General features: G+C 68.1%; 27 protein-coding genes. 10 read left to right on the top strand and 17 right to left on the bottom strand.

What is annotated here, in order from left to right; all coding sequences use genetic code 11:
- Nucleotides 1–46 precede the first annotated feature (46 nt).
- The 8 genes from C722_RS0114925 (at nucleotide 47) to C722_RS0114890 (ending at nucleotide 8,711) form a co-directional block, all read left to right on the top strand.
- Entirely contained in the window at nucleotides 47–1,033 is a 987-nt protein-coding gene (locus tag C722_RS0114925; protein WP_017641271.1) for a GlxA family transcriptional regulator, read from the top strand.
- Between the two features lie 239 nt (nucleotides 1,034–1,272).
- Nucleotides 1,273–2,499, top strand: a complete 1,227-nt coding sequence (locus tag C722_RS0114920; protein WP_017641270.1) for an SfnB family sulfur acquisition oxidoreductase — start codon at nucleotides 1,273–1,275, stop codon at nucleotides 2,497–2,499.
- A gap of 4 nt (nucleotides 2,500–2,503) precedes the next feature.
- Entirely contained in the window at nucleotides 2,504–2,860 is a 357-nt protein-coding gene (locus C722_RS0114915; RefSeq protein ID WP_017641269.1) for a hypothetical protein, read from the top strand.
- 15 nt (nucleotides 2,861–2,875) lie between these two features.
- Nucleotides 2,876–3,841 (top strand): sugar ABC transporter substrate-binding protein, encoded by a 966-nt coding sequence (locus tag C722_RS0114910; protein WP_017641268.1) that lies wholly within the window; start codon nucleotides 2,876–2,878, stop codon nucleotides 3,839–3,841.
- Complete coding sequence (locus C722_RS0114905) at nucleotides 3,838–5,376, top strand: sugar ABC transporter ATP-binding protein (RefSeq protein WP_017641267.1); 1,539 nt, start codon at nucleotides 3,838–3,840, stop codon at nucleotides 5,374–5,376. Before C722_RS0114910 ends, C722_RS0114905 begins: the two co-directional genes overlap by 4 nt.
- Complete coding sequence (locus C722_RS0114900) at nucleotides 5,360–6,349, top strand: ABC transporter permease (protein ID WP_017641266.1); 990 nt, start codon at nucleotides 5,360–5,362, stop codon at nucleotides 6,347–6,349. The genes C722_RS0114905 and C722_RS0114900 overlap by 17 nt, the downstream gene beginning before the upstream one ends.
- Nucleotides 6,346–7,299, top strand: a complete 954-nt coding sequence (locus C722_RS0114895; protein WP_017641265.1) for an ABC transporter permease — start codon at nucleotides 6,346–6,348, stop codon at nucleotides 7,297–7,299. The genes C722_RS0114900 and C722_RS0114895 overlap by 4 nt, the downstream gene beginning before the upstream one ends.
- 8 nt (nucleotides 7,300–7,307) lie before the next feature.
- Nucleotides 7,308–8,711 carry an LLM class flavin-dependent oxidoreductase gene (locus tag C722_RS0114890; RefSeq protein ID WP_017641264.1) on the top strand — a complete coding sequence of 468 codons (1,404 nt, stop codon included), beginning with the start codon at nucleotides 7,308–7,310 and terminating at the stop codon, nucleotides 8,709–8,711.
- Nucleotides 8,712–8,720: 9 nt separating this feature from the next.
- Here C722_RS0114890 and C722_RS0114885 read toward each other — a convergent pair whose 3' ends face one another.
- The 5 genes from C722_RS0114885 to C722_RS26740 all read right to left on the bottom strand — a co-directional run bounded on the left by C722_RS0114885 (nucleotide 8,721) and on the right by C722_RS26740 (nucleotide 10,936).
- Complete coding sequence (locus tag C722_RS0114885; protein WP_017641263.1) at nucleotides 8,721–9,278, bottom strand: histidine phosphatase family protein; 558 nt, start codon at nucleotides 9,276–9,278, stop codon at nucleotides 8,721–8,723.
- A 250-nt stretch (nucleotides 9,279–9,528) separates the two neighbouring features.
- Complete coding sequence (locus tag C722_RS0114880; protein WP_017641262.1) at nucleotides 9,529–10,239, bottom strand: SOS response-associated peptidase family protein; 711 nt, start codon at nucleotides 10,237–10,239, stop codon at nucleotides 9,529–9,531.
- A gap of 157 nt (nucleotides 10,240–10,396) precedes the next feature.
- Entirely contained in the window at nucleotides 10,397–10,564 is a 168-nt protein-coding gene (locus C722_RS26565; RefSeq protein ID WP_218186739.1) for a hypothetical protein, read from the bottom strand.
- 63 nt (nucleotides 10,565–10,627) lie between these two features.
- Entirely contained in the window at nucleotides 10,628–10,795 is a 168-nt protein-coding gene (locus C722_RS26560) for a hypothetical protein (protein ID WP_017641260.1), read from the bottom strand.
- 15 nt (nucleotides 10,796–10,810) lie between these two features.
- Nucleotides 10,811–10,936 carry a hypothetical protein gene (locus C722_RS26740; protein ID WP_017641259.1) on the bottom strand — a complete coding sequence of 42 codons (126 nt, stop codon included), beginning with the start codon at nucleotides 10,934–10,936 and terminating at the stop codon, nucleotides 10,811–10,813.
- A gap of 190 nt (nucleotides 10,937–11,126) precedes the next feature.
- On the opposite strand from C722_RS26740, the gene C722_RS0114860 reads away from it, so the two are divergent.
- Complete coding sequence (locus tag C722_RS0114860; protein WP_017641257.1) at nucleotides 11,127–13,328, top strand: OsmC domain/YcaO domain-containing protein; 2,202 nt, start codon at nucleotides 11,127–11,129, stop codon at nucleotides 13,326–13,328.
- A gap of 40 nt (nucleotides 13,329–13,368) precedes the next feature.
- Here the strand turns inward: C722_RS0114860 and C722_RS0114855 are convergent, their stop codons facing one another.
- The 12 genes from C722_RS0114855 to C722_RS0114800 form a co-directional block, all read right to left on the bottom strand.
- Nucleotides 13,369–14,985 (bottom strand): gamma-glutamyltransferase family protein, encoded by a 1,617-nt coding sequence (locus C722_RS0114855; RefSeq protein WP_017641256.1) that lies wholly within the window; start codon nucleotides 14,983–14,985, stop codon nucleotides 13,369–13,371.
- Nucleotides 14,986–15,001: 16 nt separating this feature from the next.
- Nucleotides 15,002–16,090: a polyamine ABC transporter substrate-binding protein gene (locus C722_RS0114850; protein WP_017641255.1), complete on the bottom strand. Its 1,089-nt coding sequence runs from the start codon at nucleotides 16,088–16,090 to the stop codon at nucleotides 15,002–15,004.
- A 13-nt stretch (nucleotides 16,091–16,103) separates the two neighbouring features.
- Nucleotides 16,104–16,880, bottom strand: coding sequence for an amino acid ABC transporter ATP-binding protein (locus C722_RS0114845; RefSeq protein ID WP_017641254.1), 777 nt, complete (start codon nucleotides 16,878–16,880; stop codon nucleotides 16,104–16,106).
- 2 nt (nucleotides 16,881–16,882) lie between these two features.
- Complete coding sequence (locus C722_RS0114840; RefSeq protein ID WP_017641253.1) at nucleotides 16,883–17,650, bottom strand: amino acid ABC transporter permease; 768 nt, start codon at nucleotides 17,648–17,650, stop codon at nucleotides 16,883–16,885.
- Between the two features lie 12 nt (nucleotides 17,651–17,662).
- Nucleotides 17,663–18,469, bottom strand: coding sequence for an ABC transporter substrate-binding protein (locus tag C722_RS0114835; protein WP_017641252.1), 807 nt, complete (start codon nucleotides 18,467–18,469; stop codon nucleotides 17,663–17,665).
- Nucleotides 18,470–18,509: 40 nt separating this feature from the next.
- On the bottom strand, nucleotides 18,510–19,196 hold the full coding sequence (locus C722_RS24975; RefSeq protein WP_017641251.1) for a GntR family transcriptional regulator: 687 nt from the start codon (nucleotides 19,194–19,196) through the stop codon (nucleotides 18,510–18,512).
- Nucleotides 19,197–19,375: 179 nt separating this feature from the next.
- Nucleotides 19,376–20,203: a phosphodiesterase gene (locus tag C722_RS0114825; RefSeq protein WP_017641250.1), complete on the bottom strand. Its 828-nt coding sequence runs from the start codon at nucleotides 20,201–20,203 to the stop codon at nucleotides 19,376–19,378.
- A gap of 12 nt (nucleotides 20,204–20,215) precedes the next feature.
- A complete protein-coding gene (locus C722_RS0114820; RefSeq protein WP_017641249.1) occupies nucleotides 20,216–21,247 on the bottom strand; it encodes an ABC transporter ATP-binding protein in 1,032 nt (343 codons plus the stop codon).
- Complete coding sequence (locus tag C722_RS0114815; protein ID WP_017641248.1) at nucleotides 21,244–22,038, bottom strand: ABC transporter permease; 795 nt, start codon at nucleotides 22,036–22,038, stop codon at nucleotides 21,244–21,246. The genes C722_RS0114820 and C722_RS0114815 overlap by 4 nt, the downstream gene beginning before the upstream one ends.
- Nucleotides 22,035–22,892, bottom strand: a complete 858-nt coding sequence (locus C722_RS0114810) for an iron ABC transporter permease (RefSeq protein WP_017641247.1) — start codon at nucleotides 22,890–22,892, stop codon at nucleotides 22,035–22,037. Before C722_RS0114810 ends, C722_RS0114815 begins: the two co-directional genes overlap by 4 nt.
- Before the next feature lies 1 nt (nucleotide 22,893).
- The gene (locus C722_RS0114805; RefSeq protein WP_017641246.1) at nucleotides 22,894–23,907 is read right to left on the bottom strand and encodes an ABC transporter substrate-binding protein; all 1,014 of its coding nucleotides are present in this window, start codon (nucleotides 23,905–23,907) and stop codon (nucleotides 22,894–22,896) included.
- Entirely contained in the window at nucleotides 23,904–24,905 is a 1,002-nt protein-coding gene (locus C722_RS0114800) for a LacI family DNA-binding transcriptional regulator (protein WP_017641245.1), read from the bottom strand. Before C722_RS0114800 ends, C722_RS0114805 begins: the two co-directional genes overlap by 4 nt.
- A 271-nt stretch (nucleotides 24,906–25,176) precedes the next feature.
- On the opposite strand from C722_RS0114800, the gene C722_RS0114795 reads away from it, so the two are divergent.
- Complete coding sequence (locus tag C722_RS0114795) at nucleotides 25,177–26,931, top strand: ABC transporter permease subunit (protein ID WP_017641244.1); 1,755 nt, start codon at nucleotides 25,177–25,179, stop codon at nucleotides 26,929–26,931.
- The last annotated feature ends 13 nt before the right edge of the window (nucleotides 26,932–26,944 follow it).

Here is a 26,944-nt window from a genome sequence, read left to right as displayed (position 1 = left end):
GCCGGCGAAGGGGCGCGGCCGACAACTTCAGGGGTGCCAGCGACACATGCACGATCAACCGCCGATCGAACTCGGTCTGCTGCTCTATCCGGGTGTGCAACTGGCGACGGTGCACGGCCTCACCGATCTGTTCGAGATCGCCGGACGCTTCACGGGAACGGCGGAGGATGCCGAGCGGCCCCGCTTGCGGGTCAGCCACTGGCGGCTGGAGGAGGGCGACGCGGCGCCCAGGCGGGTGTACGACTCCTTGCCCGTAGCGAGCGGCTCATCCAACGTGCTGATCCTGCCGCCCAGTCTGGCGGAGCCGATCACACCGGCTGCGGCCGCGCCCTATCGTGACTGGCTGCGCCAGCAGCATGGCGCGGGCGTGCGTCTGGCCTCGATCTGCGCCGGCGCCTTTCTGCTGGCGGAAACCGGTCTGCTCGACGGCCGCACCGCCACCACCCACTGGCTCCATGTCGAGCGCTTCGCCGCCCGTTTCCCTAGGGTGAGTCTGGACGCTGATCAACTGCTCATCGATGGCGAGGACCTCGTCACCGCAGGCGGTCTCATGGCCTGGACCGACCTCGGCCTGCGCCTGGTCGATCGCTACCTGGGCGCCAAGCGCATGCTCGACACCGCGCGCATCCTGGTCATCGACCCGCCGGGGCGACAGCAGCGTTACTACAGCGCCTTTTCGCCGCGCCTGAGCCATGGCGACAGCGCCGTCCTCGCCGTGCAGGAGTGGCTGCAGGAAACCGGCGCCCAGGACCTCGGCCTGGACACCCTGGCCCAGCGCGCCGGACTCGAACCGCGCACCTTGCTGCGCCGCTTTCGCCAGGCCACCGGCATGACCACCACCGCTTACGGCCAGCAGGTGCGCGTCGGGCGCGCCCGGGAATTGCTGCAGACCAGCCGGCTGCCCCTCGAACGGGTCGCCTGGGAGGTGGGCTACAGCGATCCGGGGGCTTTCAGAAAGGTGTTCACCCGCGTCGTGGGGCTGAGCCCGGGAGATTATCGGCGGCGGTTCGGGGGTGTTGCGGGCGGGCGGTGAGGCCTGGGCATGTCATGCCGCCAAAAGAGGTGTGCGGTCTGGTCTCGTCGGTTGGATCCAGGAGAGACGTTCCAGCCACGCCTTCGGGCTGTCCCTCGGGCAACAGTTGTCTGCCGAGGTGTCTGGTCAGCGACTTCAAGATGCCCGGGTTTTAATATAAATCACTGATAAGTTTTGATTTTTCGCCGATGGCATAGCTCGTGCTCCAGCTCGGGGGTCACCTCCAAGGGAGTCCCTGCATGGCCGTCGCCACCTCGCACAATACCGTTCCCCGTGCCGTACCCGAACGTCCTGCCACGCGCTTGCGCGACGCCGCCGAGGCACTCGATGCCGCGGCTGCCCTGGCGGAGGATTTCGCTCGCGATGCGCTCAGTCGTGACCAGGAGCGACGCCTGCCCTGGGCCGAGATCGAGCGCTTCTCGGCCAGTGGTCTCTGGGCCATCACCGTACCGCGGTCGTTCGGCGGCGCGGGGGTGGGATTCGGCACCGTCGCCGAAGTCATCGCCCGTATCTCCGCGGCCGATCCCTCTCTGGGCCAGCTACCGCAGAATCATCTGGGCGTGGTCAACAACCTGCTGCTGACCGGCAGCCCGGACCAGCAGCGCCACTACCTCGGCCTGGTGCTCCAGGGCTATCGCTTCGGCAATGCCTTCTCCGAGGCGCGCAGCAAGACCGTCACCCAGTTCGAGACGCGTATCCGCTTCACTGGGGATACCGCCTGGATCGATGGGGAGAAGGCCTATTGCACCGGTGCCCTCTTTGCGCACGTGGTTCCCACGGTGGCACTGGACGAGGAGGGCCTGGCCCATCTCGCGCTGGTGCCGCGCGATGCCGGCGGCCTGACGGTGATCGACGACTGGGACGGCTTCGGCCAGCGAACCACCGCCAGCGGTCGGGTGCAGCTCAAGGGCGTCAGTGTCCGGCGCAGCGCGGTATTGCCCGCCTGGAAGGCGTTCGAGCGGCCGACGGCGGATGGTCCGGTCTCCCAGATCATCCAGGCGGCAGTGGACGTCGGCATCGCCCGCGGCGCCTTCGCTGCCGCCCTGGCCGCCACCCGGCTGGCGCGGCCGTGGACCGACAGCGGGCTCGCGCATAGCTGGCAAGACCCACTGAGCCAGGTGCTGATCGGTGACCTGAGCTGGCGTCTGGCCGCCGCCGAGGCCTTGCTGGAAGAAGCCGGCGTGGCCGTCGACCGGGCGCTGGCGGAGCCGTCCGCGGCCAGCGTCGCCGAGGCTTCGGTAGTGGTGGGACAGGCCAAGGTCGCCTCCACCGAGATCGCCCTGGCCGCCGCCAATCGCCTCTGCGAACTGGGCGGCACCCGCAGCGTCTCGGCGCGTTTCGGCCACGACCGCCACTGGCGCAATGCCCGCACCCACACGCTGCACGATCCGGTGCGCTGGAAGTACCACCTGATCGGCAACTATCTGCTCAACGGCGTCGAGCCGCCGCGTCACGCCTGGAACTGATGCCATGACCGATCTCGCCCTTGTCACCCACGAAGAACTGACCTTCGCCGAACACCTCCTCCAGCAACTGCGACACGAACTGCCGAAGGACTCGCGCGCCCAGGACCCGCTGGTGATCGCCGCGGTCGGCGATCTCCAGGTGCGCCTGGCCGCGGCGCGCGCCTTGCAACGTGCCAGCGCCGCCGAGGACGGACCGGTACGGCAGATCCAGGCCCGCCTGGCCGCCGACAGTGCCCGCCAGCTAGCCGCCGACCTGCAGCGGGAATGGCTGGCAGAAACCGTCGCGCACCGCTCAGCCGGCCCGGCCTCCCGTGACCTCAAGCGCCTCTTGGGCGAGCACCACCTGACCATCAGCGACTGAAAAGAAAGGATTCCCATGGCCCTTCGTACCCTGTTCCGTGCCCTCCTGCTGTTGCCGCTGTTGGCTACCACCGCCCTCGCGTTTGCGGATGAGGTGCCCTCGCTGGCCGGCAAGCGCATCGCCATCAGCATGACCGGCACCAGCCACTACTTCGATCTCAAGGCCTTCCAGGCCCAGGTGGAAGAGGTCAAGCGGCTGGGCGGCACGCCCATCACCCTGGACGCCGGCCGTAACGACAAGAACCTGGTGACCCAGCTGCAGACCCTGGTGACCCAGAAACCGGATGCGGTGATCCAGACCCTCGGTACCCTGAGCGTGATAGACCCCTGGCTGAAACGCATCCAGGCGGCCGGCATCCCGCTGTTCACCATCGATGCGCCGTCCCGGTACAGCCTCAACAACACCACCTCCGACAACGCCGCGGCCGGGCGTGAACTGGCCGAGCAACTGGCCAAGGACACCGGTGGCCAGGGCGACATCCTGGTCTTCAACGGCTTCCAGGGCGTGCCCGTGTGCGCCATCCGCTACGCCGAGCTGCGCAAGATGCTCGACGCCCATCCGGGGCTGAAGATCATCCAGCCCGAGCTGCGCGATGTGATCCCCAATACCGTGCAGGACGCCCGCGGCCAGATCGCCGCGTTGCTCAACAAGTACCCCAAGGGCCAGATCGCCGCCATCTGGTCGGCCTGGGACATTCCCCAGCTTGGCGCCAGTCAGGCGCTGATCGAGGCCGGGCGTACCGAGATCAAGACCTATGGCGTCGACGGCACGCCCGAGGTGCTGGAATTACTCAAGCGTGACGACAGCCCGGTGGGCGCGGTGGTCGCCCAGCAACCGGCGCTGATGGGCCGCACGGCGGTGCAGAACGTCGCCCGCTACCTCGCCGGCGCCCGTGATCTGCCCAAGGAGACCCACGTATCGACCCTGCTCACCACCAAGGCGAACCTGGGCCAGGTAGCGGCGCTACGGGGTGATCAATGAGCACGGCGGTGCTCGAACTACGGGGCATCGCCAAGCGCTACGGGGCGACCCAGGCGCTGGCGGGTGTCGACCTGACCCTGAGGGCTGGCGAGATCCATGGTCTGGTCGGCGAGAACGGCGCCGGCAAGTCCACCCTGATCAAGGTGCTCGGTGGCCTGGTGACCCCCGAGGCCGGTGAGCTGCGCCTGGATGGTCAGTCGCTGCCTGGCGCCGGACCGCGTGAGCTGGCCCGCCGCGGGGTGTCCATCATCCACCAGGAGCGGCTGTTGCCGCCCAACTTCACCCTGGCCGAGGCCCTGTTCTTCGGCCAGGAGCGGCGCCGCGGCCCGCTGCTGGATCGCCGTGGGCAGGAGCGGGCGGCGGAACGACTACTGGCCGAGCGCTTCGGCCTGCACTGCCGCGCGCGAACCCGGGTGGCGGACCTGAGCAGCGCTGAACAGCAACTGCTGCAAATCAGCCGGGCGCTGCTGGCTACACCCAAGGTGCTGGTGCTCGACGAACCCACCGTAGCCCTGGCCCATGGCGAGGTGGAGCGCCTGCTCAGGCTGCTGCGCGAGTTGCGTGACCAGGGCCTGGCCTTGCTCTATGTGTCCCACTACCTGCAGGAGGTCGAGCGCCTCTGTGACAGGGCCACGGTGCTGCGGGGCGGCCAGGTGGTGGCGGAAGTCGAACCCCGCGTTACGCCGGCGGCCGCCATGGCGCGGCTGATGATCAATCGCGAACTCGGCGAGGCCTATCCCAAGGCGCAGGCACAGCCTGGCGACGTCCTGTTGGAAGCCCGGCGTCTCGGCCGGCCGGGTGCGTTCGCCAAGGTCGACCTGCAGGTACGTCGGGGCGAGGTGGTCGGCGTGGCCGGCCTGGTGGGCTCGGGCGCCAAGGAGTTGCTGAAGACCCTGTTCGGCCTGCTGCCGGTGGCCGAGGGCGAGTTGCTGCTGGAGGGAAGTCCGCAGCGGTTCGCCCATCCGCGGGCCGCGGTGCGGGCGGGGCTGGCGCTGTTGCCGGAGAATCGCCGCCAGCAGGGCGTGGCCCTGGATCTCACCGTGACCGAGAATCTCACCCTGGCCGCCCTGGAGCGTTTCAGTTGGTTCGGTCTCCGTCGGCCAGGCGCCGAGCGCCAGGCCGCATTACGGCTACGCGAGGCGCTGGACATCCGTACCCCGGACCTGGAGACGCCGGTGCGTCATCTCAGTGGCGGCAACCAGCAGAAGGTCGCCCTGGGCAAATGGCTGGCCCGCGATGCGCGGCTCTATCTGCTGGACGAACCCAGCGTGGGCATCGACCTCGCCGCGCGGGCCGAACTCTATCGCCAGATCGCTCGGTTGGTGGAGCAGGGCGCGGGGGTGTTGATCCTGTCGGTGGACTTGCCCGAATTGCTCAACCTCTGTGACCGCATCCATGTGATGCATCGCGGACGGCTGCTGCGGGCGCGCCCGGCCAGGGAGCTGAGCGCCGAGGAATTGCTGGCCACCGCCACCGGCGCAGTGAGACCGGCTGCGGACGCGACGGGGAGGGCGGATCTTGGCCTCGCCTCCTGAACCTCTTGCGGCGCCCGCCCTGGGCGGGTGGCTGGATCTCTGGCGCCACGGGGCGCTGCTGGCCTTCGCGCTGATCGCCATTCTGTTCGCCTGGCGGGCGCCGGGGTTCCTGGGCGGCGGCAATCTCGCCAATATCCTCGCCCAGGCCGCCATCCCGGGCATCCTGGCGCTGGGCCTCACCCTGGTGATCGTCGGTGGGGGTGGCAACGTCCTGGCCGGGGGCCTGGATCTGTCGCTGGCGGCCAATCTCGGACTCTGCGCGGCGGTCCAGGCGACCCTGGTCAACGCGGGGTACGGTGCGTCGCTGGCCATCGGCCTGACCCTGGCCTGCGGCCTGGTGGTGGGGGCGGTCAACGGCCTGGCGGTGACCTTGCTGGGCCTGCCGCCGTTGCTCACGACCCTGGCCAGCCTCAATGTGGTGGCCGGCCTGGAACTGGTCTTGAGCGAAAATACCGTGCTACCGGCCAGCGCGCCCTGGCTGGATCTGCTCGGGATGGGCAGCCTGCTGGGCATCCCGGCAGCGGGTTGGGTACTGCTGGCGACCGCCCTGGTGCTGGCCCTGCTGCTTCAGCGTACGCGCTATGGCCTGCGGTTGGCCGCGGTGGGCGATCATCCCGAGGCAGCGCGCGCCGCCGGCCTGCCGGTACGTACGCTGGTGTTCTCCAGCTATCTGCTGGCCGGCGGCTGTGCGGGCCTGGCCGCGCTGCTGTCAGTCGCCTGGTTCAGCGGCAGTACGCCTGGGTCGGGCGAATTGCTCCTGCCGGTGGTGGCCATCGCCTTTCTCGGCACGGTGTTTTCCTGGCGCTCCCAGCCGAGCGTCGGTGGCACCCTGCTGGCGGCGCTGCTGGTGGGCATGCTCGGCAATGGCTTCCAGTTGCTCGGGGTGAGCAGCTTTCTGGTCAATGGCGTCCAGGGCACCTTGATCCTGCTGGTGGTGGCGGCGGCCAGCCTGCGGCAGGAGGGCAACCGATGAGTGCGACCCTTTCTCTCGGCCGCTCGGGCCTGCGCCTGGCGCTGCCGTTGCTGTTCCTGACGCTGATGGTGGTCTTCGCCCTGGCCGCGCCCGGCTTTCTCAGCCAGGGCAACCTGCTCAGCCTGCTGCTGAACAATGGCCTGGTGCCGGCGCTGGTGGCCCTGGGGCTGACCTACGCCATCGCCGCGGGCGGCATTGATCTTTCCGTGGGTATCGCCCTGGACCTGGCGGCCTTCGGTTGCATCGCCTTGCTCAACGCCGGCTGGCCGCTGGCCGTGGCGCTCGCCGGTGGCCTGGGCCTTGGGCTGCTGGTTGGCCTGGCCAATGCCCTGCTGGTGGCCGGCGTGGGGCTGTCGCCTTTCCTCGCCAGTCTGGGGCTGCTGTTCATCGGCACCAGCTTGCAACAACTGCTGTCCGAAGGCGGCCTGCCGCTGTATCTGAGACCCGAGGTCAGGCCCGCCGCGAGCAGCTGGCTCGGCATTCCGGCGGCGGTCTGGACCATGTTGCTGCTGGCCGTGCTCTACGGCTTGGTGCTGGCCCGTGGGCGCCTGGGCCGCGCCTTGCTGGCGCTGGGCAGTCAGCCATTGGTGGCACGTTACTCGGGGCTGGCGCTGCGGCGCCTGGCGCTCTGGACCTGCCTGGCCACCGCCCTGGCCGCAGCCGTGGCAGGCATCCTGCTGGCGCTGCGCATCGATGCCTATGTGCCGCTTTCGGGCAATGCCTATCTCATCAATGGCATCGGCGCTGTCTTCATCGGCGCCAGCCTCAATCGCCACGGCCGGCCCAATGTGCCCGGCACCCTGCTGGGCGTGCTGCTGCTGGCGGTGGCCGCCAACGGCCTGCTGCTGGTGGGCTGGAATTTCTACTGGCAACAGGTGGCCACCGGCCTGCTGATCCTCTTGGTGCTGACCCTCAATCAACTGGCCCGGCGCCGCGACGCCGCCTATTAGGAGCCCCCATGTCCCGTGAAATCCGCCTCAACGCCTTCGACATGAATTGCGTGGCCCACCAATCCCCCGGACTCTGGCGCCACCCGCGCGACCGCTCCTGGGAGTACAAGGATCTCGAATACTGGACGGAGCTGGCGCAACTGCTCGAACGCGGCCTGTTCGACGGCCTGTTCATCGCCGACGTCCTCGGCCTCTACGACGTCTACGGCGGCGGCCCTGAGGCTACCCTGCGCGAGGCGACCCAGGTGCCGGTCAACGATCCCCTGGCGCTGATCACCCCCATGGCGGCGGTGACCCGCCACCTGGGCTTCGGCCTGACCGCCTCCCTGAGTTTCGAGCATCCCTATCCGTTCGCGCGTCGGCTATCCACTCTGGATCACCTGACCAAGGGGCGCATCGGCTGGAACATCGTCACCTCCTACCTGGAGAGCGGCGCGCGCAATCTAGGCCAGTCCGCCCAGGCCGACCACGATGCTCGCTACGACTACGCCGAGGAATACCTGCAGGTGGTCTACAAGCTGCTGGAAGGCAGTTGGGAAGAGGGCGCGGTGCTGCGCGACCACGCGTCCGGTCGCTTCACCGATCCGGCCAAGGTGCATCCCATCGGCCACCATGGCCGGCACTTCCAGGTGCCCGGCTATCACCTCTGCGAGCCTTCGCCCCAACGCACGCCCGTGCTCTATCAGGCCGGCGCCAGCAGCCGTGGGCGGCAGTTCGCCGCCGAGCACGCCGAATGCGTCTTCGTCGCCGCCCCGTCGAAGACGGTGCTCAAGCAGACCGTGGCCGACATCCGCCGCCGGGCCGCCGAGGCCGGTCGCGATCCGCGCCAGGTGCTGATCTTCAACCTGCAGACGGTCATCGTCGGCGAGAGCGATGCCCAGGCCCGGGCCAAGTGGCAGGACTACAGGGGCTACGTGAGCTACGAAGGCGCCCTGACGCTGATCTCCGGCTGGACCGGCATCGACTTCGCCGCCTACCGCCCGGACCAGGTCCTCAAGCACCTGCACACCAATGCCATCCAGTCCGCGGTGGAAGCCTTCTCCACCGCCGATCCCGGCAAGCAATGGACGGTGCAGGAACTGGCCGACTGGGTCGGCATCGGCGGGTTCGGGCCGCTGCTGGTAGGCAGCCCGGCGACGGTGGCGGACGAGTTGCAGAGCTGGGTCGAAGAGACCGATGTGGATGGTTTCAACCTGGCCTACGCCGTGACCCACGAGACCTTTGCCGACGTGGTGGACTTGCTGGTTCCGGAGCTGCAGCGACGGGGTGTCTACAAGCAGGCTTACCAAGCCGGCACGCTACGCGAAAAACTCGGCGGCGCTGGCCCGCGACTGCCAGCGGAACACCCGGCTGCGAGTTATCGCGACCTGGCGCGGCAACGGGAGGAAAGCGCGATACGGGTGCTGGCCTAGTCCGCCCCGTTATTCCGCCTTTTCATAGACGGCAAAGCCCCAGTAGCCACTGCCGCTCTTGCTGACTTCTACCCAGCCTTGACGTAGCAACTGCCTGGCGATCAGTCGATTCATGAAGCCGTGGCCCAGCAGCAATACGCTGTCCCGGCCACTGGCCAAGGCGGCGAGCTTGTCTGCTGCCTGTCTCGACCGCCGTTTCGCCTGGGCATAGGACTCGGAGTCTTTCGTCACTCCGCACAGCCAGAGCAGACGAAAGACGAAGGCCCAGGTGAAGGGTGACAGGCGTAGGAGCGGAACGCGCACCACGGGTAGTGCCGCCTCGCGAAAGGTCGTGTCCTCGCTGGCTGGCGCCTTGCCCAATGCGGCGAGAGAAGTCAGGGCGCGCGGGGCAGAGCTGGTGGTGGCCAGGCCGATGTCCCTGACCGCGGCTATCGCTTCCTGAGTGGCGGCATCCGTGCCTATCTCGGACCGATCGTAGTCCGCGATCCAGTCGACCATGTCTCGCGCGGCGACGGCATGGTAGTTCTCCAGCGCCGGCTTGCCGTGGCGCATCAGTATGATTTTCATGGGACCTGGGTCGTTGCCGGAAGAAAAACGGTTGGAAATGAACGCTACCTGCAACTACGTCATGGCAAGGGCTATCCCGTGATTATAACGGCGACTTCCCAGCGTATCGTGCGCTGGGCACTCCAGCGTTGGCGGGCTGCGCCGGCCTTGCTCCGGGCGCTTTGCTGGTCAAGGTCGCCAAGGGCAGGAGGCCGCAGGGCCAGACCCACTGCGCCGCCGGCTGGATAACGAGGCCGACATGGGTCAGTGCCTACACCAGCGGCTCGGCGATCCGCTCCAGCAGTTCGGGCCCATCGTTCTTCACGCTGCCCACGGCCTTGCCGACCGGATACCAGTCGAAGGCCTCCACGGGCGTTCCTTCGATCTCACCAATCTCGGCGGCGCGTTCCATGGGCAGCTCGGGGTCCAGCCATTCGCGCGCTACGGCGGGTGGCAGGACCAGCGGGCGGCGGTCGTGGATATCGACCATGCCGGCGTCGGAGGCGGCGGTGACGATGACGAAGCCATCATCCTCGTGGGGTGCCTGGCCTGCCGGCCGGAAGTGGCCGATGGCGGCGAAGAACAGCGGCTCGCCGGATTTCAGCCGGATGAAGTAGGGCTGCTTGAGCTTGGGATCTGTAGGGTCCTTTTTCCACTCGTACCAGCCATCCGCAACCACCAGAGCACGGCCGTTCTTCCAGAGACCGCGAAACATCCGGCTGGTGGCCGCCGTTTCGACGCGTGCGTTGATCACCGGCGGACGCTTGGCCTGGCGCGCCCAGGCGGGCTGGTAGCCCCAGAGCACCGGGTCCAGGTGCAAGCCATCCTGCTGCTGGTGGAGCAGCTGGACGCGGGTGCCTGGCGCCACGTTGTAGCGACCCAGGGCGCGAGGTTCCAGGCCGGTGCGGACCTCTGCCGGCACGGCGCCCAGGGCGTCCAGGTAGTCGAGGGCATAGCGGTACTGGGCAAAGCGGCCACACATGGCGGACTCCTGGAAAGGCGTGCGGGCAGCCGAGGTATCCGGTCGGGCCCGGGCGGTTGAGGCGCGCCCAATGAGCGCGCTGCTTTCAGGATGGGACACTGCCGCTCGTGCAAAGTACCGGCTCCGGGCATTGTCCAGACGGCCAGAGCGGAGGCGCTCAGCCGACCAGCGCCCGGGCGAAGTCGCGATAGCCGTGCAGTGGGCGCCCCAGCATCTGCACCAGCCGCTCGCGGTCGCCGGATTGCGGCAGCATGCCGTCGCTGACGTAGCGCTCGGCGATGAGCCTCATCTCGTAGGCCATCCAGGCCGGCATCGCGGTCGCCATGCTCCGTTCGAAGCCCTGGGGATCGGCGCCGGCATAATGGATGGGGCGGCCCAGCAATTCGCGTCAGATCGCCGCGGCGCCTGCGCCGGTAAGGGTGTCCGGGCCGACCAGGTTGAGCGTCTCGCGGGGCGGCCTGCCTGGCGCCTGGTCGCGGTGGATGAGCTCAAGGGCGGCGACCTCGGCGATGTCCCGGGTGTCGACCATGGCCACGCCCTTACCGCCGAGGGGCATGGGGTAGATCCCGTGCTACAGGATGACGTCCTTGAGCCTGGCTTCGTTGTCGATGAAGTAGGTGGGCCGCAGGACGGTGGCGCCGAAGCCCATGGCCACGAGCATGCGTTCCGCGCCGAATTTCACCGCGAAGTGCGGCACGTTGACCGCGCTGCTGCCCAGAGCCCCAAGGTCAGGGCCTTCGTCGATTTCCTCTGCGCGCGCTATCCGGACGGGATCTTTCGGCTGGACTAGCGCGGTCCGTGGTCCACGAGACGACGGCCTGCGTATCACCCGCAGCCCTTTGTCCGGATAATGGCGGCCAATCTGTCTCCAAACCGGAATGCTGTGCATGGAAATCAAGGTCAATTTTCTCGACAACCTGAGGCTCGAGGCCAAGTTCGACGACTTCTCGGTGATCGCCGATCAGCCCATCCGCTACAAGGGTGACGGCTCCGCCCCGGGGCCCTTCGACTATTTCCTGGCGTCCTCGGCGCTCTGCGCGGCCTATTTCGTCAAGCTCTACTGCCAGACCCGCGACATCCCCACCGACAACATCCGCCTGGCGCAGAGCAACATCGTCGACCCGGAGAATCGCTACAAGCAGACCTTCAAGATTCAGGTCGAGCTGCCCGCGGATCTCTCCGACAAGGATCGCCAGGGCATCCTCAGATCCATCGACCGCTGCACGGTGAAGAAGGCGGTGCAGGCCGGTCCCGACTTCATCATCGAGGCGGTGGAGAGTCTGGACGCCGACGCCCAGGCCCTGCTGTTGCCCAGCGATACCGGCAGCGAGACCTACATTCCCGGGAAGGACCGACCGCTGGAAGAGACCATCGCCAAGCTCTCCGGCATCCTGGCCAACCTGGGCATGAAGGTGGAGATCGCCTCCTGGCGCAACATCGTGCCCAACGTCTGGTCGCTGCACCTGCGCGATGTGCAGTCGGCGCTGTGCTTCACCAACGGCAAGGGCGCGACCAAGGAAGCGGCCCTGGCCTCGGCCCTGGGTGAGTTCATCGAGCGCCTCAACTGCAACTTCTTCTACAACGACCAGTACTGGGGCGAAGACATCGGCAACGCGGCCTTCGTCCACCACCCCGACGAGCGCTGGTTCCAGCCGGGCCCCAAGGATGCGCTGCCCCGGGAAATCCTCGATCGCCATTGCCGCAAGATCTACGACCCGGAAGGCGAACTGCGCGCCTCGCACCTGCACGACACCAATTCCGGCAATGTGGCACGCGGCATCTGCGCGCTGCCCTTCGTGCGTCAGTCCGATGGCGAGGTGGTGTATTTCCCCTCGAACCTGATCGAGAACCTCTACCTCAGCAACGGCATGAGCGCGGGCAACACCCTGGCCGAAGCCCAGGTGCAGTGCCTGTCGGAAATCTTCGAGCGGGCGGTGAAGCGCGAGATCCTCGAAGGCGAACTGGCGTTGCCCGACGTGCCCGAGGCGGTGCTGGCGCGCTATCCCGCCATCGTCGAGGGCATCCGCGGTCTGGAGGCCCAGGGCTTTCCGGTGCTGGTCAAGGATGCCTCCCTAGGCGGCGAATTCCCGGTGATGTGCGTGACCCTGATGAACCCGCGCACCGGTGGGGTGTTCGCTTCCTTTGGCGCCCATCCACGCCTGGAGATCGCCTTGGAGCGCAGCCTCACCGAACTGTTGCAGGGGCGCAGCTTCGAGGGTCTCAACGACCTGCCACAGCCGACCTTCGAGAGCCAGGCGCTGATGGAGCCGAACAACTTCGTCGAGCACTTCATCGACTCCAGCGGCCTGGTCTCCTGGCGCTTCTTCAGCGCCAAGGCCGACCATGACTTCGTCGACTGGGATTTCTCCCACGAGGGCGAAGATTCCACCGCCCAGGAGGCCGCCACCCTGTTCGGCATCCTCGCCGAGCGCGATCTGGAAGCCTACATGGCGGTGTACGAGGAATTGGGCGCGCCGGCCTGTCGCATCTTGGTGCCGGGCTATTCGGAGATCTATCCGGTCGAGGACCTGATTTGGGACAACACCAACAAGGCCCTGCCGGTGCGCGAGGACATCCTCAACCTGCACCGCCTGGACGATGCGGCCTTGGAATCCCTGCTCGAACGCCTGGATGACACCCAAGTGGACGACTACACCCGCATCGCCACCCTGATCGGCGTGGAATTCGACGAGAACACCGTCTGGGGCCAGTTGACCGTGCTGGAGCTCAAGCTGCTCATCCACCTGGCGCTGCAGCACTTCGAAGAGGCCAAGGAAGAGGTCGAGACCTTCCTGCAATTCAACGACAACACCCTGGAGCGCGGCCTGTTCTACCAGGCGCTCAATGCGGTGCTGGAAGTCGAGCTGGACGAAGAACTGGAACTGGCCGACTTCGAAGTCAATTTCCGCCGGATGTTCGGCAACGAGCGCCTGGACGCTACCCTGGGCTCGGTCTCGGGCGAGGTACGCTTTCATGGCCTGACGCCCACCAGCCTCAAGCTGGAAGGCCTCGACAAGCACCTGCGGCTGATCGACAGCTATCGCAAGCTGCACGCGGCGCGGGCCAGGGCGGCTGGGATTACGCTCTAACGGGTAGCCCGCCCGGACCCGGGCGGGGCTTTCCTGGCGGTCAGCAGACCGCGATATGGGAATCTGCGCGCGGCTCGGTGCCGCCGCAGAGCACGCCGGTTTCCGGATCGCGGACGATGATCTGGCCGCGGCCGAAATCGGTGGAGTCGTGGGCGATCTCGATCTGGTGACCGCGCCGCGCCAGGCCGCTGGCCAGGGCTCGCGAAGCGGCCTGTTCGATGCCGACCTTCATGTCCCCCAGCCATTGCCAGCGCGGCGCGTCCAACGCCGCCTGGGGATTCAGGCCGAAGTCCACCAGGTTCATCACCATCTGCACGTGGCCCTGGGGCTGCATGTAGCCACCCATGACGCCAAAGGGGCCGATGGGCACGTCACCCTTGCTCAGGAAGCCCGGGATGATGGTGTGGAAGGTCTGCTTGCCCGGCGCCAGGGCGTTGGAGTGGCCGGCATCCAGGCTGAATTCCGAACCGCGATTCTGCAGGCCGATGCCGCTGTCGGGCAGCACCACGCCGGAGCCGAAGCCGTGGTAGGCGCTCTGGATGAAGGACACCATGTTGCCCTCGCCATCGGCGGTGGCGATGTAGACGGTGCCGCTGGCCTGGGGATCGCCATGCAGCGGCGGCTGGGCCTGGTCGGTGATCTCGGCGCGGCGGCGGTCGGCATAGGCGTCGTCCAGCAGGACGCTGGCGGCGACTCTCATGTGCTCGGGATCGGTGATGTAGTGCAGGCCGTCGGCATAGGCCTTCTTCATGGCTTCCAGCTGGCGGTGCCAGGTGAGCTGGCTGTCGCGCTGGTCGAAGTCGTAGCCCTTGAGGATGTTCAGGGTCATGAGGGCGATCAGGCCCTGGCCACTCGGCGGAATCTCCCACACCTGATAGCCGCGGTAGTCGACCTTGATCGGCTCCACCCAGCGCGGCTGGTAGCCGGCCAGGTCCGCTGCGCTCAGCTGGCCGCCGCTGGCCGCGGCATGCTCGGCCAAGCGCTTGGCTATGGCACCGCGGTAGAAGCTCTCGCAGCGAGTCTGTGCCAGTTCCTCCAGCGTGCGGGCCTGGGCGGGGTTGCGAAACAGCTGGCCGGCGACCGGCGCCTGGCCGTCGATGAGGAAGGTGTCGAACCAGGCTGCAAGCTCGGGCGCCTGGTCCCGGCTGGCCTGGTACTCGGCCTGGGCGATGCGCCACTGGTGGGCGACCACCGGCGACACCGGAAAGCCGTCGCGGGCCAGGGCGATGGCGGGTTCGAACAGGGTGGCGAAGGGCAGCTTGCCGAAGCGCCGCGACAACTCGGCCCAGGCCGCGGGGCAGCCCGGCACCGTGACCGGCAGCCAGCCGTGCACCGGCATGCGCTCGTGGCCGGCGGCCTTGACCGTGGCGATGTCGAGGCTGGCCGGGGCATGGCCGCTGGCGTCCAGGCCGTGCAGCTGGTCCTTGACCCAGACCAGGGCGAAGGCATCGCCGCCAATGGCGTTGCCGGTAGGTTCCACCACGGTCAGGGCCGCGGCGGTGGCGATGGCCGCATCGATGGCGTTGCCACCCTGGCGCAGCATGGTGATGCCGGCTTCGGCGGCCAGCGGCTGGGAGGTGGCGACCATGCCATTGCGCGCGAAGACGCTCTGGCGTTGCGAGGCGTAGGGGTAGTCGTGGGCAGAGAAATTCAGCATGGCAGGCTCTTCGGGGTCATTGTCCGGTCTTGATGCGGGTCCACTCGCGGGTTATCAGCCGCTGGATCTGCGGCGGCAGATCGGCGGAGACGTAGAGGCGCTCGGCGATGGCTGCGCTCGGGTAGATGCCCGGGTTGTCCCGCACCTTGGCATCGAGCAGAGCGGTGGCGTCGCGGTTGGGATTGGCGTAGCCGACATAGTCGCTGACCGGGGCGATCACCTCGGGGCGCAGCAGGTAGTCGATCAGCGCCAGGGCGCCCTTGGGGTTCTTGGCGTCCTTGGGGATGGCCAGCATGTCGAACCAGAGATTGGCACCTTCCCTGGGGATCACGTAGCGCACGTCGCTGGTCTTGCCGGCTTCCCTGGCGCGGCTCTGGGCCTGCAGGACATCACCCGAATAGCCCATGGCCACGCAGACGTCGCCGTTGGCCAGGTCGGTGATGTACTTGCTGGAGCTGAAATAGGTCACCGACGGCTTGAGCTGCTGCAGCAGCGCGGAGGCCTTGCGGTAGTCCTCGGGGTTCTGGCTGTTGGGGTCCAGGCCCAGGTAGTGCAGGGTCTGGGCGAAGACCTTTTGCGGCGCATCGAGCAGGGCCACGCCGCAGTCCTTGAGCCTGGCCAGGTTCTCCGGCTTGAACAGCAGGTCCCAGGAATCCACCGGGGCGCCATCGCCAAGGGCGGCGCGGACCTTGGCGGCGTTGTAGCCGATGCCCACGGTGCCCCAGAGGTAGGGCACGGCGTAGCGATTGCCGGGATCGGCCGCTTCCAGGCGCTGCATGAGCCGTGGATCCAAATGCTGCCAGTTGGACAGTCGGCTGCGATCCAGTGGCTGGTAGGCGCCCGCCTTGATCTGCTTGGTGAGGAACTGGTTGGACGGCACCACCAGGTCATAGCCGGAGTGGCCGGACAGCAGCTTGGCTTCGAGCATCTCGTTGGTGTCGAAGACGTCGTAGCGCACCTGGACGCCGCTGGCCTCGGTGAACTGCTTGAGGGTGTTTGGACCTATGTAGTCCGACCAGTTGTAGAAGCGCACCTCGGACTCGGCGGCCTGAGCCAGGGGCGTCAGGCAGAGGGCGAGGGCGGCCAGCAGGGGACGAACGGCCATGGAGGTCTCCGGTCTAGAGCACGCGGCTGAGGAATTCGCGGGTGCGTGGATGGGTGGGATTGCCGAACACCTGGGCCGGCGGGCCTTCTTCGATCAGCTCGCCCTGGTGCAACACCACCACGCGGTCGGCCACCTCGCGGGCGAAACCCATCTCGTGGGTCACCACCACCATGGTCATGCCGTCTTCGGCCAGCTCCTTCATCACCTGCAGCACCTCGCCCACGGTTTCCGGGTCGAGGGCGCTGGTGGGTTCGTCGAACAGCATGGCCTGGGGTTTCATGGCCAGGGCGCGGGCGATGGCGACACGCTGCTGCTGGCCGCCGGAGAGTTGCGCCGGATAGTGCTCGGCCTTGTCGGACAGCCGCACCCGGGCGAGCAGGGCGCGCGCCTGTTCCACGGCGGCGGCGCGCGCCACGCCCAGCACCTGGATCGGCGCCTCGATGATGTTTTCCAGCACCGTCATGTGCGGGAAGAGGTTGAACCTCTGGAACACCATGCCGATGTCGCGGCGGCGGCGGGCGATATTGCGCTCGGAGTCCCTGACTCTCGAGCCATCGGGGCGCTCGCGAAAGCCCATCAGCTCGCCGTTGACGCGGATGGTGCCGCCCTGGATGTCCTCCAGGTGGTTGAGGCAGCGGATGAAGGTGGTCTTGCCCGAGCCGGAGGCGCCGATCAGCACCACCACCTCGCCACGGCGCACCTCCAGGGTCACGCCCTTGAGGATCTCCAGCTCGCCGAAGGCCTTGTGCACCTCCAGCGCCTGGATCACGGATTCTTGCGTGGTCGTCATGGCTAGCGTCCCCGTAGCTTGAAGCCCTGCAGGCTGAACAGCCGGCCGGTGGCGGTGGGTCGCTGACCATCGGCCTTGCCGAAGCGCCGCTCCAGCCAGGCCTGGAAGAAGCCCCAGAGGGTGGTCAGGACCAGGAAGTAGATGGCCACCACCAGGTACAGCTCGAAGACGCGGAAGGTCGCCGAGGTGATCATCTGGGTGCTGAGCAGCAGCTCCTGCACCCCGATGACGCTGACCAGGGTGGTGTTCTTGAGCATCACGTTGAACTCGTTGCCGAGCGGCGGAATGATCACCCGCAGCGCCTGGGGCAGCACGATGCGGCGCATCAGCTTGGCCGGCGTCATGCCCAGGGAGCGCGCCGCCTCGTACTGGCCGCGATCCACCGCACCGATGCCAGCGCGGATGATCTCGGCCATGTAGGCGCCTTCGTTGAGGCCCAGGGCGATGATGGCCGCCTGGATGTTGCCCGGGATCACCAGGAAGCCCAGGTCCAGGTCCTCGAAGCGAAAGATGCCGCCGGCCGCCAGGGCCGTGTAGAGGAAGACGATCTGCACCAGCAGCGGCGTGCCGCGCATCAGCCACACATAGCCGCGCACCGGGTATTGCAGCGCCCGGTAGCGCGACAGTCGCGCCAGCGCCGCCAACAGGCCGAGCGCGCAGCCCAGCAGCATGGCGCCGATGGCGATGACGCAGGTCAGCCAGAGGCCGTAGAGGTAGACGTCGCTCGGGTGCAGCAGGTACTGCCAGAACACATCCCAGCTGAAGTTCATCGTGGCCTTCCCTTAATCGAGCTTGTCGCCTTCCAGGTGCCACTTGGCCATGAGGGTGGCGTAGCTACCATCGGCCTTCATGTCGGCGAGGATCTGGGTGAGGGCGCTGCTGAGCTGGCTGTCGTCCTTGCGCACGCCGATCCCGGTGAGGATGCGGGCGAAGGCCGGCACGCCGGTCTCGAACTGCCCGGGCGCCACGCCCTGGTAGTAGGCGGCGGTTTCCACGGTGGTGCCGTAGGCGTCGGTCTGGCCCAGGCGCAGGGCCTGGAAGGCGTCGGTGTCGCTGTTGTAGGCCACCAGCTTCATGGGCGCCTTGCCGGCCTTCTTCAGCTCTTCGTTGTGGGCGTCGAGCAGGGTGCGGATGGTGGAGCCATTGAGCACCGCCACCTTCTTGCCGGCGAGGTCGTCCAGGGTGTGGATGCCGGCCTTGTTGCCCGCCGGCACCACCACCGCCTGGCTGGAGTACATGTAGTTGACGATGTCGATCACCTGGCGCCGCTCGGGCTTGTCGAACAGCTGGTCGATGAGCAGATCGCACTGGCCGGCCAGCAGCGCCGGGATCAGGCCGGAGAAGGGCACCACGCGCCAGTCGACCTTCTTGTCGCCGAGCCGCTTGGCGATCTCGGCGCCGAGGTCGACGGTGAGGCCCTTGGGCTTCTGGGCTTCGTCGAAGAAGCCGATCGGCGGGGTATCGAGAGCGCCGCAATAGGTGATCTTGGACGCCTTGGCCAGGCGCTCGGGGATCTGCGGAGCGGCCTGGGTGAAGCCGGCGACGAGGGTCAGGGCGAGCAGACTGCAGGAAAGCCGGTGGCGGGTCATGGTCTTCTCCGGAAGGACGGGGGTGGGCAGGGCGGATGGCTCAACGCGGGGGCTCAGGTCGGGTCTGGTCGCCCGATCGTTCGATGAAGGTCAGCAGGTCGGGCACCGTGCCCTCGATGTGCTCGCGCAACACCCGCTCGGCTTCGGCGGCATCGCCGGCGCGCAGGGCGGCGAGGATGGGCGCGTGCTCGTCGCGGGCCGACTGGGGGCGATCGACGTGCAGCCAGAGCTGCATGTGCGGCTCGATCAGGGCATAGAGGCCATTGATCTGGCGCAGCAGCCGCGGCCGACCGGCCAGGCTGCACAGGTATTCGTGGAAGGCGCGGTGCTGGGCGACCCAGGCGCCGGGCTCCTGCTCGTCGTCCAGGTCTTCCAGCAGGCGTTCCAGGCGCGTCATCTCGCGAGGGCCGACATGGGGCGTGGCCAGACGGATGGCCAGGCCTTCGAGGGCGCTGCGCATCTCGAACACCTCGCGCATGTCCTCCAGATCCAGACCGCTGACCACCGCGCCGCGATGCGGCCGGAGGATCACCAGGCCTTCGGCGGCGAGGCGCTGGAAGGCGCTGCGCACCGGCATGCGGCTCATGCCCAGGGTGGTGGCGATGTCCTCGGCGATCAGCCGCTCGCCATTGCGATAGTGACCGGCGCAGATGGCCTGCAGCAGATGGCGATAGGCCTCTTCTTCGGCGCTCAGGGCAGTGGAGCGGGACAGGGCGGAGAGCGGCATGAACTGGCTTCCTGGATTTTTGTATCCAATCTGCCAAGGCAAGGCTCATGCCAGTGAGCCTAGTGCTTGCCAGCGCTGGGCCGCAGGTCAGCGCCGTCAGGCGTTGGCGTTACCTTTTGCACCACCCTGGGTCGCAGCAGTGGCCGCTCTGCTACCTCAGGACCCGAAACGGGGCGGTGTCAGTCCAGCAACTGGCCGTCGGCGGTGAAGAAGGGGTAGGGCCCGGGATAGTTGCCCAGCGGCAGATGGTGGGTCACCAGGGCCGCGTCCGCCCAGCGATGCAGCAGCAGCCCCGGCGGCTCCAGGCGGAAGCGCGACGGCGCCGCCTCGCGCAGGTCCAGCTCGACCTGGTGCGACACGCCGGGACAGACGCAGGCCAGGGTGCCGCCGAAGCGGCGCTGGATCAGCCGGTGCAGATGACCGCAAAGCAGCCGCTCCACCTGGGGATGGCGGCGGATCACGGCTTCCAGTTCGGCGCCGCCGTCCAGGCCGATGCGATCCATATGGCCGATGCCGACCGGGAACGGCGGATGGTGCAGGAGCACCAGGGTCGGCTGGTCGAATGCCTGGCTGAGCTGGGCGTCGAGCCAGGCCAGTTGCGCGGCGTCGAGACGCCCTCCGTGCTCGCCGGGGATATGGGTATCCAGCCCGATCAGCCGCAGCGGTCCGCAGTCCTGCCGCCAGTCCAGGGTGCCCTGGGCCGGCAGATAGGGGTGGTCGGCGAAGGCGGCGCGCAGGGCGGCGCGGTCGTCGTGATTGCCGGGGATGACGAAGAAGGGCATGGCAAGGTCGGCCAGCACCTCGCGCAGGGTGGCGTATTCCTCGGGGGTGCCGAAGTCCACCAGGTCGCCGGTGATGACCAGGGCGTCCGGGCGCGGTTGCAGGGCATTGAGGCGGTCCACCGCCAGGCGCAGGGCGCCGAGGGTATCGACCACCCCGTAGGACAGCCGGCCGCCGGCCTTGATGTGCAGGTCGCTGAGCTGGGCCAGCAGGAAGGGCGCGTGCATGAGGGTCTCCAGTCAGCAAGCCAGGGTGAAGAGGGCGTCGGGGCGCACGTTCAGGTGCAGCAGGTCGCCGGGCTGGGCCTGGACGTGCTGGGCGGTGTCCACCAGCAGCGGCTGGCCGGTGCCCACCTCCACCAGCAATCGCGAATGGGCGCCCTGGAAGAACTGGCCAACCAAGATGCCGGTGAGGTGCGCGGGCGTCGTGCTCGGCTCCAGGTGTTCCGGGCGACAGAACAGGGTGCTGGCAGCGCCGGTCCAAGGCAGCCGTCCGCCGGCGACCGCCACCTCGGCGCCGCTGTGGCCGCGCACCTCGAAGCGGTTGAGCTGGCCGACGAAACCAGCGACGAAGCGACTGGCCGGGCGCTGGTAGATCTGCGTCGGGGTGCCGATCTGGGCGATGCGGCCTTCGCCCATCACCACGATGCGATCGCCCAGGGCCAGGGCTTCCTGCTGGTCGTGGGTGACATAGACCGCGGTGGTGCCGAGTTCGCGCAGCAGGGCGCCGATGTCGGCCCGCAACTGCTCGCGCAGCTGGGCGTCCAGCGCGGCCAGGGGTTCGTCGAACAGGAGCACCCGTGGTCGTGGCGCCAGGGCCCGGGCCAGGGCCACGCGCTGGCGCTGGCCGCCGGACAGCTGCTGGATGCGCCGGTCGGCCAGGGCCTCCAGCTGCATCATGGCCAGCAATTCGGCGACCCGGGCATCGCGCTCGGCGCGCGGCAGGCCGCGGATCTTCAGGCCGTAGGCGATGTTGCCGGCCACGTCCAGGTTGGGGAACAGGGCGTAGTTCTGGAACACCATGCCGACGTCGCGCCGCTCGATGGGCAGGCCGGTGACGTCACGGTCGTCGAACAGCACCTGGCCGCCGGCATCGGGCTGCTCCAGGCCGGCGATCAGGCGCAGGGTGGTGGTCTTGCCACAGCCGGACGGACCAAGGAACACCAGGGTCTCGCCCGGGTGGATGTCGAGGTCCAGGGGCTGCAGCACCTGGCGGCCTCCGGCAAAGGTCTTGGCGCAGTGGCGCAGGCGAACGGCGGTACCTTGGGTCATCGCAGGGCTCCACGGGAGAGACGGGCGCTGAGGGCCTGGAGGGCGACCAGCAGGGGCACGATCAGCAAGAGGAAGATCAGGGTGTAGGCGGAGCCCACTTCCAGCCGCGCCGAGGCGTAGCTGTCGGCCAGACCCACCGGCAGGGTCTTGGTCAGGGGCGTGTGCAGCATCCAGGTGAGGTTGAATTCCCCCAGCGAGAGGGTGATCACCATGAGGCTGCCGGCCAGGATGCCGGCGCGGGCATTGGGCACCACCACACCGAAGAAGCGCCGCCAGGGACCGGCGCCCAGGCTGGCTGCGGCTTCCTCCAGCTGCGGCAGCTGGCTGCGCCTGAGCACCGCCATCACCGGGCGGATCAGGAAGGGCAGGGTGAATAGCAGATGGCCCACCAGGATGATCGCCGGGCTGCGGCGAAAGCCGCCAAGGTGCCCGTAGGTCAGCAGCAGCGCCAGGGCCGAGGCGAAGCCGGGCATGGCCACCGGCAGCACCAACAATTCCTCGAAGGCGCGGGCGAAGCGGTTGTCCAGCCGGACCAGGGCATAGGCCGCGGGGACACCGAGCACGACCGCGAGGGCCGCCGTGCCCAGCGCCAGTTGCAGCGACAGCCAGACGGTGGGGGCATAGGCCTGCCAGACCTGGATCACCCAGTCGAGGGTCAGGCCGCTGGCGAGGCCCTGGAAGTAGTTGCGAGTGAGGCCGGCCAGCACCGAGAGCAGCACCGGCACCAGCAGGAAGGCCGCCACCAGCAGGGTGAACAGCAGTTGCAGCCAGAAACGCAGGGGGCGATTCATCGCAGGTCTCCCTGGACACCGCCGAGGCGCCGGGCCAGCAGCAGGACCAGCCAGGTGACGAGGCCGAGCACCACCGAGAGCGCCGCGGCGACGCCGAAGTTGGCGAAGTTGGTGAAGGTGTCGTAGATGGCGATGGGCGTTACCGCCAGGCGCGTGCCGAGGGTGAAGGCGGTGCCAAAGGCGCCCATGGCGGTGGCGAAGCACAGCGCGCCGCTGGACAGCAGCGCCGGGGTCAATCCGGGGATCAGCACATCACGCACCACGGCGAAGAGCCCGGCACCCAGGGAGCGGGCGGCTTCTTCCAGACTGGTGTCGAGGGTCTCGCACGCCGCCATCACCGTGAGGATCACCCGCGGAATGGAGAAATAGAGATAGCCGAGAAACAGCCCGAACAGCGAATAGGCGAACACCCAGGGCTCACCGAAGAGACTGCGGCCGAGGCCGGCGAACAGGCCCTGGCGGCCACCCAGCAGGATGATCAAAAAGCCCACCACCACGCCGGGAAAAGCCAGCGGAAAGGTCAGCAGCGCCACCAGCAGGCTACGCCCAGGGAAAGCATGGCGCGCCAGAAAGCAACCGGCGATGCCGGCCACCACCAGGGTGGCCAGGGTGGTAACGGCGGCGAGGGCCACCGTCTGGGCCAGTCCGGACAGATAGCCGGCGCTGGTCAGCACCTGCCAGTAGCCGGAGCTGCCGGCGGCGTCCGGGCGGGCGCCGAGCACCAGCAGCTGCGCCAGCGGCAGCAGCCAGAACGCCAGCAAAAAGGCGCTCGCCGGTGCCAGGGCGACGAGCACCGGCCAGGGCAGCCGGCGCGGCACCCGGCGGCGCCCGAGAGAAACGGCGAGGCCCTGCATCTCAGCGCACCTCGGCCTGGTAACGCTTGGCGAAGGCTTCCTGGACCGCGGCCATGTGACCGTAGTCGACGGTGCCGGCACGAGCATAGTCGGCGGCGGGCAGGAAGCGCGCCTTGACCTCGTCCGGCAGCGGCACGTCCCGCACTGGGCGCAGGTAGGCCTGGGCCCAGAGCGCCTGGCCCTTGTCCGACAGCACATAGTCCAGCACCTTCTCGCCGTTGGCGCGGTGCGGCGCGCCCTTCACCAGGCTCATGGTGTAGGGCACCGTCAGGCTGCCTTCCTGGGGAATGACGAAGGCCACCGGCGCCTGGTCCTTGTAGCGGGCGCGATAGGCGTTGAAGTCGTAGTCCACCAGAATCGGGATCTCGCCGGAGAGCAGGCGGGCATAGGCGGTCTGCTTGGGCACGATGGGATCGTTGGCGGCTAATTTCTTGAAGAAGGCCATGGCCGGGCCGAAGTCGTCGAGCGTGCCGCCCAGGGCCTGGTTCACCGCCACGGCGGTGACGTAGCCGACGAAGGCGCTGGAGGGATCCAGGTAGCCGACCAGGCCGCGGTACTCGGGCTTGAGTAGATCGCTCCAGCGCTGCGGCACCGGCTTGCCGCCCAGGGCCTGGGTGTTGACCATGAAGCCGAGGGTGCCGGAATGGATGGCGGTCCATTCACCCTTGGGGTCCTTGAGGCCGGTCGGGACCTGGTCCCAGTGCTTGGGCTGGTAGGGCTGCAGCACCCCGGCCTTGTCGGCCTGGATGCCAAAGGTCACCCCGTAGTAGACGACGTCGGCCACCGGGGCTTCGCGTTCGGCCACCAGCTGGGCCAGGGACTGGCCGGAGTTCTTGTTGTCCTGGGGCACCTGGATGCCGGTATCGGCGGCGATGGCCTTGAGCTGGGCGCCCCAGTCGGCCCACTCCAGCGGGCAGTTGTAGCAGATGGCGGTTTCGGCGGCCTGGGCACTGGCCAGCCCGCAGGCCAGGGCGACGCCGGCCAGGAGACGACGCAAGGGGAAACGGGATTTCATCGGCAAGGCTCCTTCAAGGGACCGGCACTGGTGCCGGGACGGACGAGGCAGGGCAGACACTGTTGGTGGGTGGCACTGCCGGCGATCAGCGCCAGCAATTCGGTGACGAGCACGGCGCCCAGGCTCTGCAAGGGCTGCATGACGCTGCACAGGCTGGGTTCGAGGCGGGCGCCCATGGCGATGCCATCGAAGCCCACTACCGAGAGTTGATCAGGCACGGGCACCCCGTGGCGCTGCAGTTCGGCGATGACGCTGATGGCCAGCAGGTCGTTGGTGCAGAGCAGGGCGGTCGGGGCGTGACACTCCAGCAGCGGCGCCAGCTCCGCCCAGTCGGCGTCGGTGTGACTGGCCAGCTCCAGGCGCGGCAGTGTCGGCAGGCCGGCGGCGGCCATCGCCTGGCAATAGCCGGCGAAGCGGCGCTCGCTGCGATCCGATTGCTGGGCCGGCCCCGAGACCAGGGCGATGCGGCCGTGCCCCAGGCCGAGCAGGTGCTCGGTGGCCATGGCCATGCCCTGGCGGTTGTCCACCGCCACCGCCGCATAGGGGCGCTGGGGTTCGTGATAGGCCAGGATGAAGGGCGTCTGCTCCTGGCTCAGCTCGGCCAGCACCTCGCTACGGTCGGCATCGGCCACCGTCAGTACCAGGCCGGCGACGCGCTGGCGCAGTAGCTCCTCCACCACCGCCGCTTCGCGCTCGGGCTGGTAGTCGGTGGTAGCAATCACCAGGGAATAGCCCTGGCTGCGCGCGGTGCGTTCCATGGCCTGCAGCTGCTCGGCGAACACCGGGTTGAGCAGGCTGGGCACCACCACGCCGATCAGCCGGGTGCTCTGCTGACGCAGCTGGCGACCCAGCAGATTGGGGCGGAAATTGAGACTGCGCGCGGCGTCCAGCACCCGCTGCCGGGTGCTCTCGCGCACCTGCTCGGGGTTGGCGAAGGCGCGCGCCGCCGTGGCCCGGGAGACCCCCGCCTGTTGCGCTACCTGTTTCAGATCGGTCATGCCGGCCTCGTTTGAGATCGATCTCATTGGGGGCAGACAATGCCGGCGGCAGATGTCGGGACGATGACAGCGCGATGAAGCTTCTGCTCTGGAGACGGGCTCCGGCGCGCAGGGCAGCAGGCGAGGGCGGGGCGGGATATACCTTGGTATAGCCAAACGTCCTTCGTTTCAATGGCTTGGACGGGGTGGCGAGCCTAGATTAGCCCGGTGTCCGGACCCTGCGCGGCAGGGTCGGCCGCTCTCCCCAGGCCCCTATCCAAAGAGGTACGCCATGAAGACCCTTCCTGGCCTCTACACCCCTGCCGTGGCGCCGCGCCCGCTGCGGCAACGTCCCACCTCCCTGTGGGCCGATGCCCTCTGCCTGGCACTCGGGCTGATCGCCCTGGCGCTGGTTTGGCACGGCGTCGCCGAGATGCGCGCGCCCCTGGCCGTGCTCGACGCCGATCCCATGACCCTGGACCTGGCGCGACTGCCCGAGTACGCCCTGCGCACCACCCTGCGCATGTTCATCGCCCTGGGCGCCTCGCTGCTGTTCACCTTTGTCTTCGCCACCCTGGCGGCCAAGAGTCGCAAGGCGGAGCTGCTGATCCTGCCGGCCATCGACATCCTGCAGTCGGTGCCCATCCTCGGCTTCCTGACCTTTACCGTCAGTTTCTTCCTGGGGCTCTTTCCCGGTCGCCAGCTGGGCGCCGAGTGCGCGGCCATCTTCGCCATCTTCACCAGCCAGGCCTGGAACATGGCGTTCGGCTTCTACCAGTCGCTGCGCACCGTGCCCGAGGATCTGCAGCAGGTGAGTCGCCAGTTCGGGCTGTCGCCCTGGCGGCGGTTCTTCCGCCTCGAGCTGCCGTTCGCCATCCCCGGCCTGGTGTGGAACACCATGATGTCCATGTCCGGCGGCTGGTTCTTCGTGGTGGCCTCGGAAGCCATCACCGTGGGTGACAACACCATTAACCTGCCCGGCATCGGCTCCTGGCTGGCCCTGGCCATCGCCCGGCAGGACATCGCCGCCATCGGCTGGGCGGTGCTGGCCATGGGGCTGGTGATCCTGGTCTACGACCAGCTGTTCTTCCGCCCGGTGGTGGCCTGGGCCGACCGCTTCCGCGTCGAGCAGACCGCCAGCCAGCAGGTGCCGCGCTCCTGGGTCTACGACCTGGTCCGGCGCGCGCGCCTGGGCCGCATGCTGGGTGGCTTCGGCAGTTTCTGCACCCAGCTCGCCACCCCGCGGATCCGCCGCGCCTGGCCACACTGGCACCTGGCGCCGCAGGGCCGCGCCTGGCTGCAACGCGGGCTGGACGTGCTCTGGTACGGCGCGCTGCTGCTGGTGCTGCCCTATGGCGTCTATGCGCTGTATCGCTTCATCGCCGCCGACGTCTACTGGGTGGAAGCGGTCTCGGTGCTCGGCCTGGGGCTGCTGACCATGGCCCGGGTGCTGCTGCTGATCGCCGTCGCCAGCCTGATCTGGGTGCCCATCGGTGTCTGGATCGGCCTGCGCCCGGGCTGGTCGCAGCGCTTGCAGGCGGTGGCCCAGTTCCTCGCCGCCTTTCCGGCCAACGTGCTGTTCCCGGTGGCGGTGGTGGGCATCGTCAGCTTCCACCTCAATCCGGACATCTGGCTGTCGCCGCTGATGGTGCTGGGCACCCAGTGGTACATCCTGTTCAACGTCATCGCCGGCGCCAGCGTGCTGCCCAACGACCTGCGCGAAGCGGCCCGGCTGTTCGGTCTCAAGCGCTGGCAGTGGTGGCGGCAGCTGGCCCTGCCGGCGATCTTTCCCTACTACGTCACCGGCGCCCTGACCGCCGCGGGCGGCTCCTGGAACGCCAGCATCGTCGCCGAGGTAGTGAGTTGGGGCAACGAACGCCTGCAGGCCCATGGCCTGGGCGCCTACATCGCGCAGATGACCACCGCCGGCGACTTCCCGCGGGTCGCCCTGGGCATTGTGGTGATGTCGATCTTCGTACTCGGATTCAACCGGCTGCTCTGGCGGCCCCTGTATGCCTACGCCGAGCGGCGCCTGCGGCTCGATTGAGAGGAGACCTGCC

It is taken from the genome of Pseudomonas sp. 313 (genome assembly GCF_000316965.1).
Classification (GTDB): Bacteria; Pseudomonadota; Gammaproteobacteria; order Pseudomonadales; family Pseudomonadaceae; genus Chryseomonas; species Chryseomonas benzopyrenica.
Note: the sequence above shows the minus strand (reverse complement) of the source record. Positions and strands in the feature narration are given on the sequence as shown.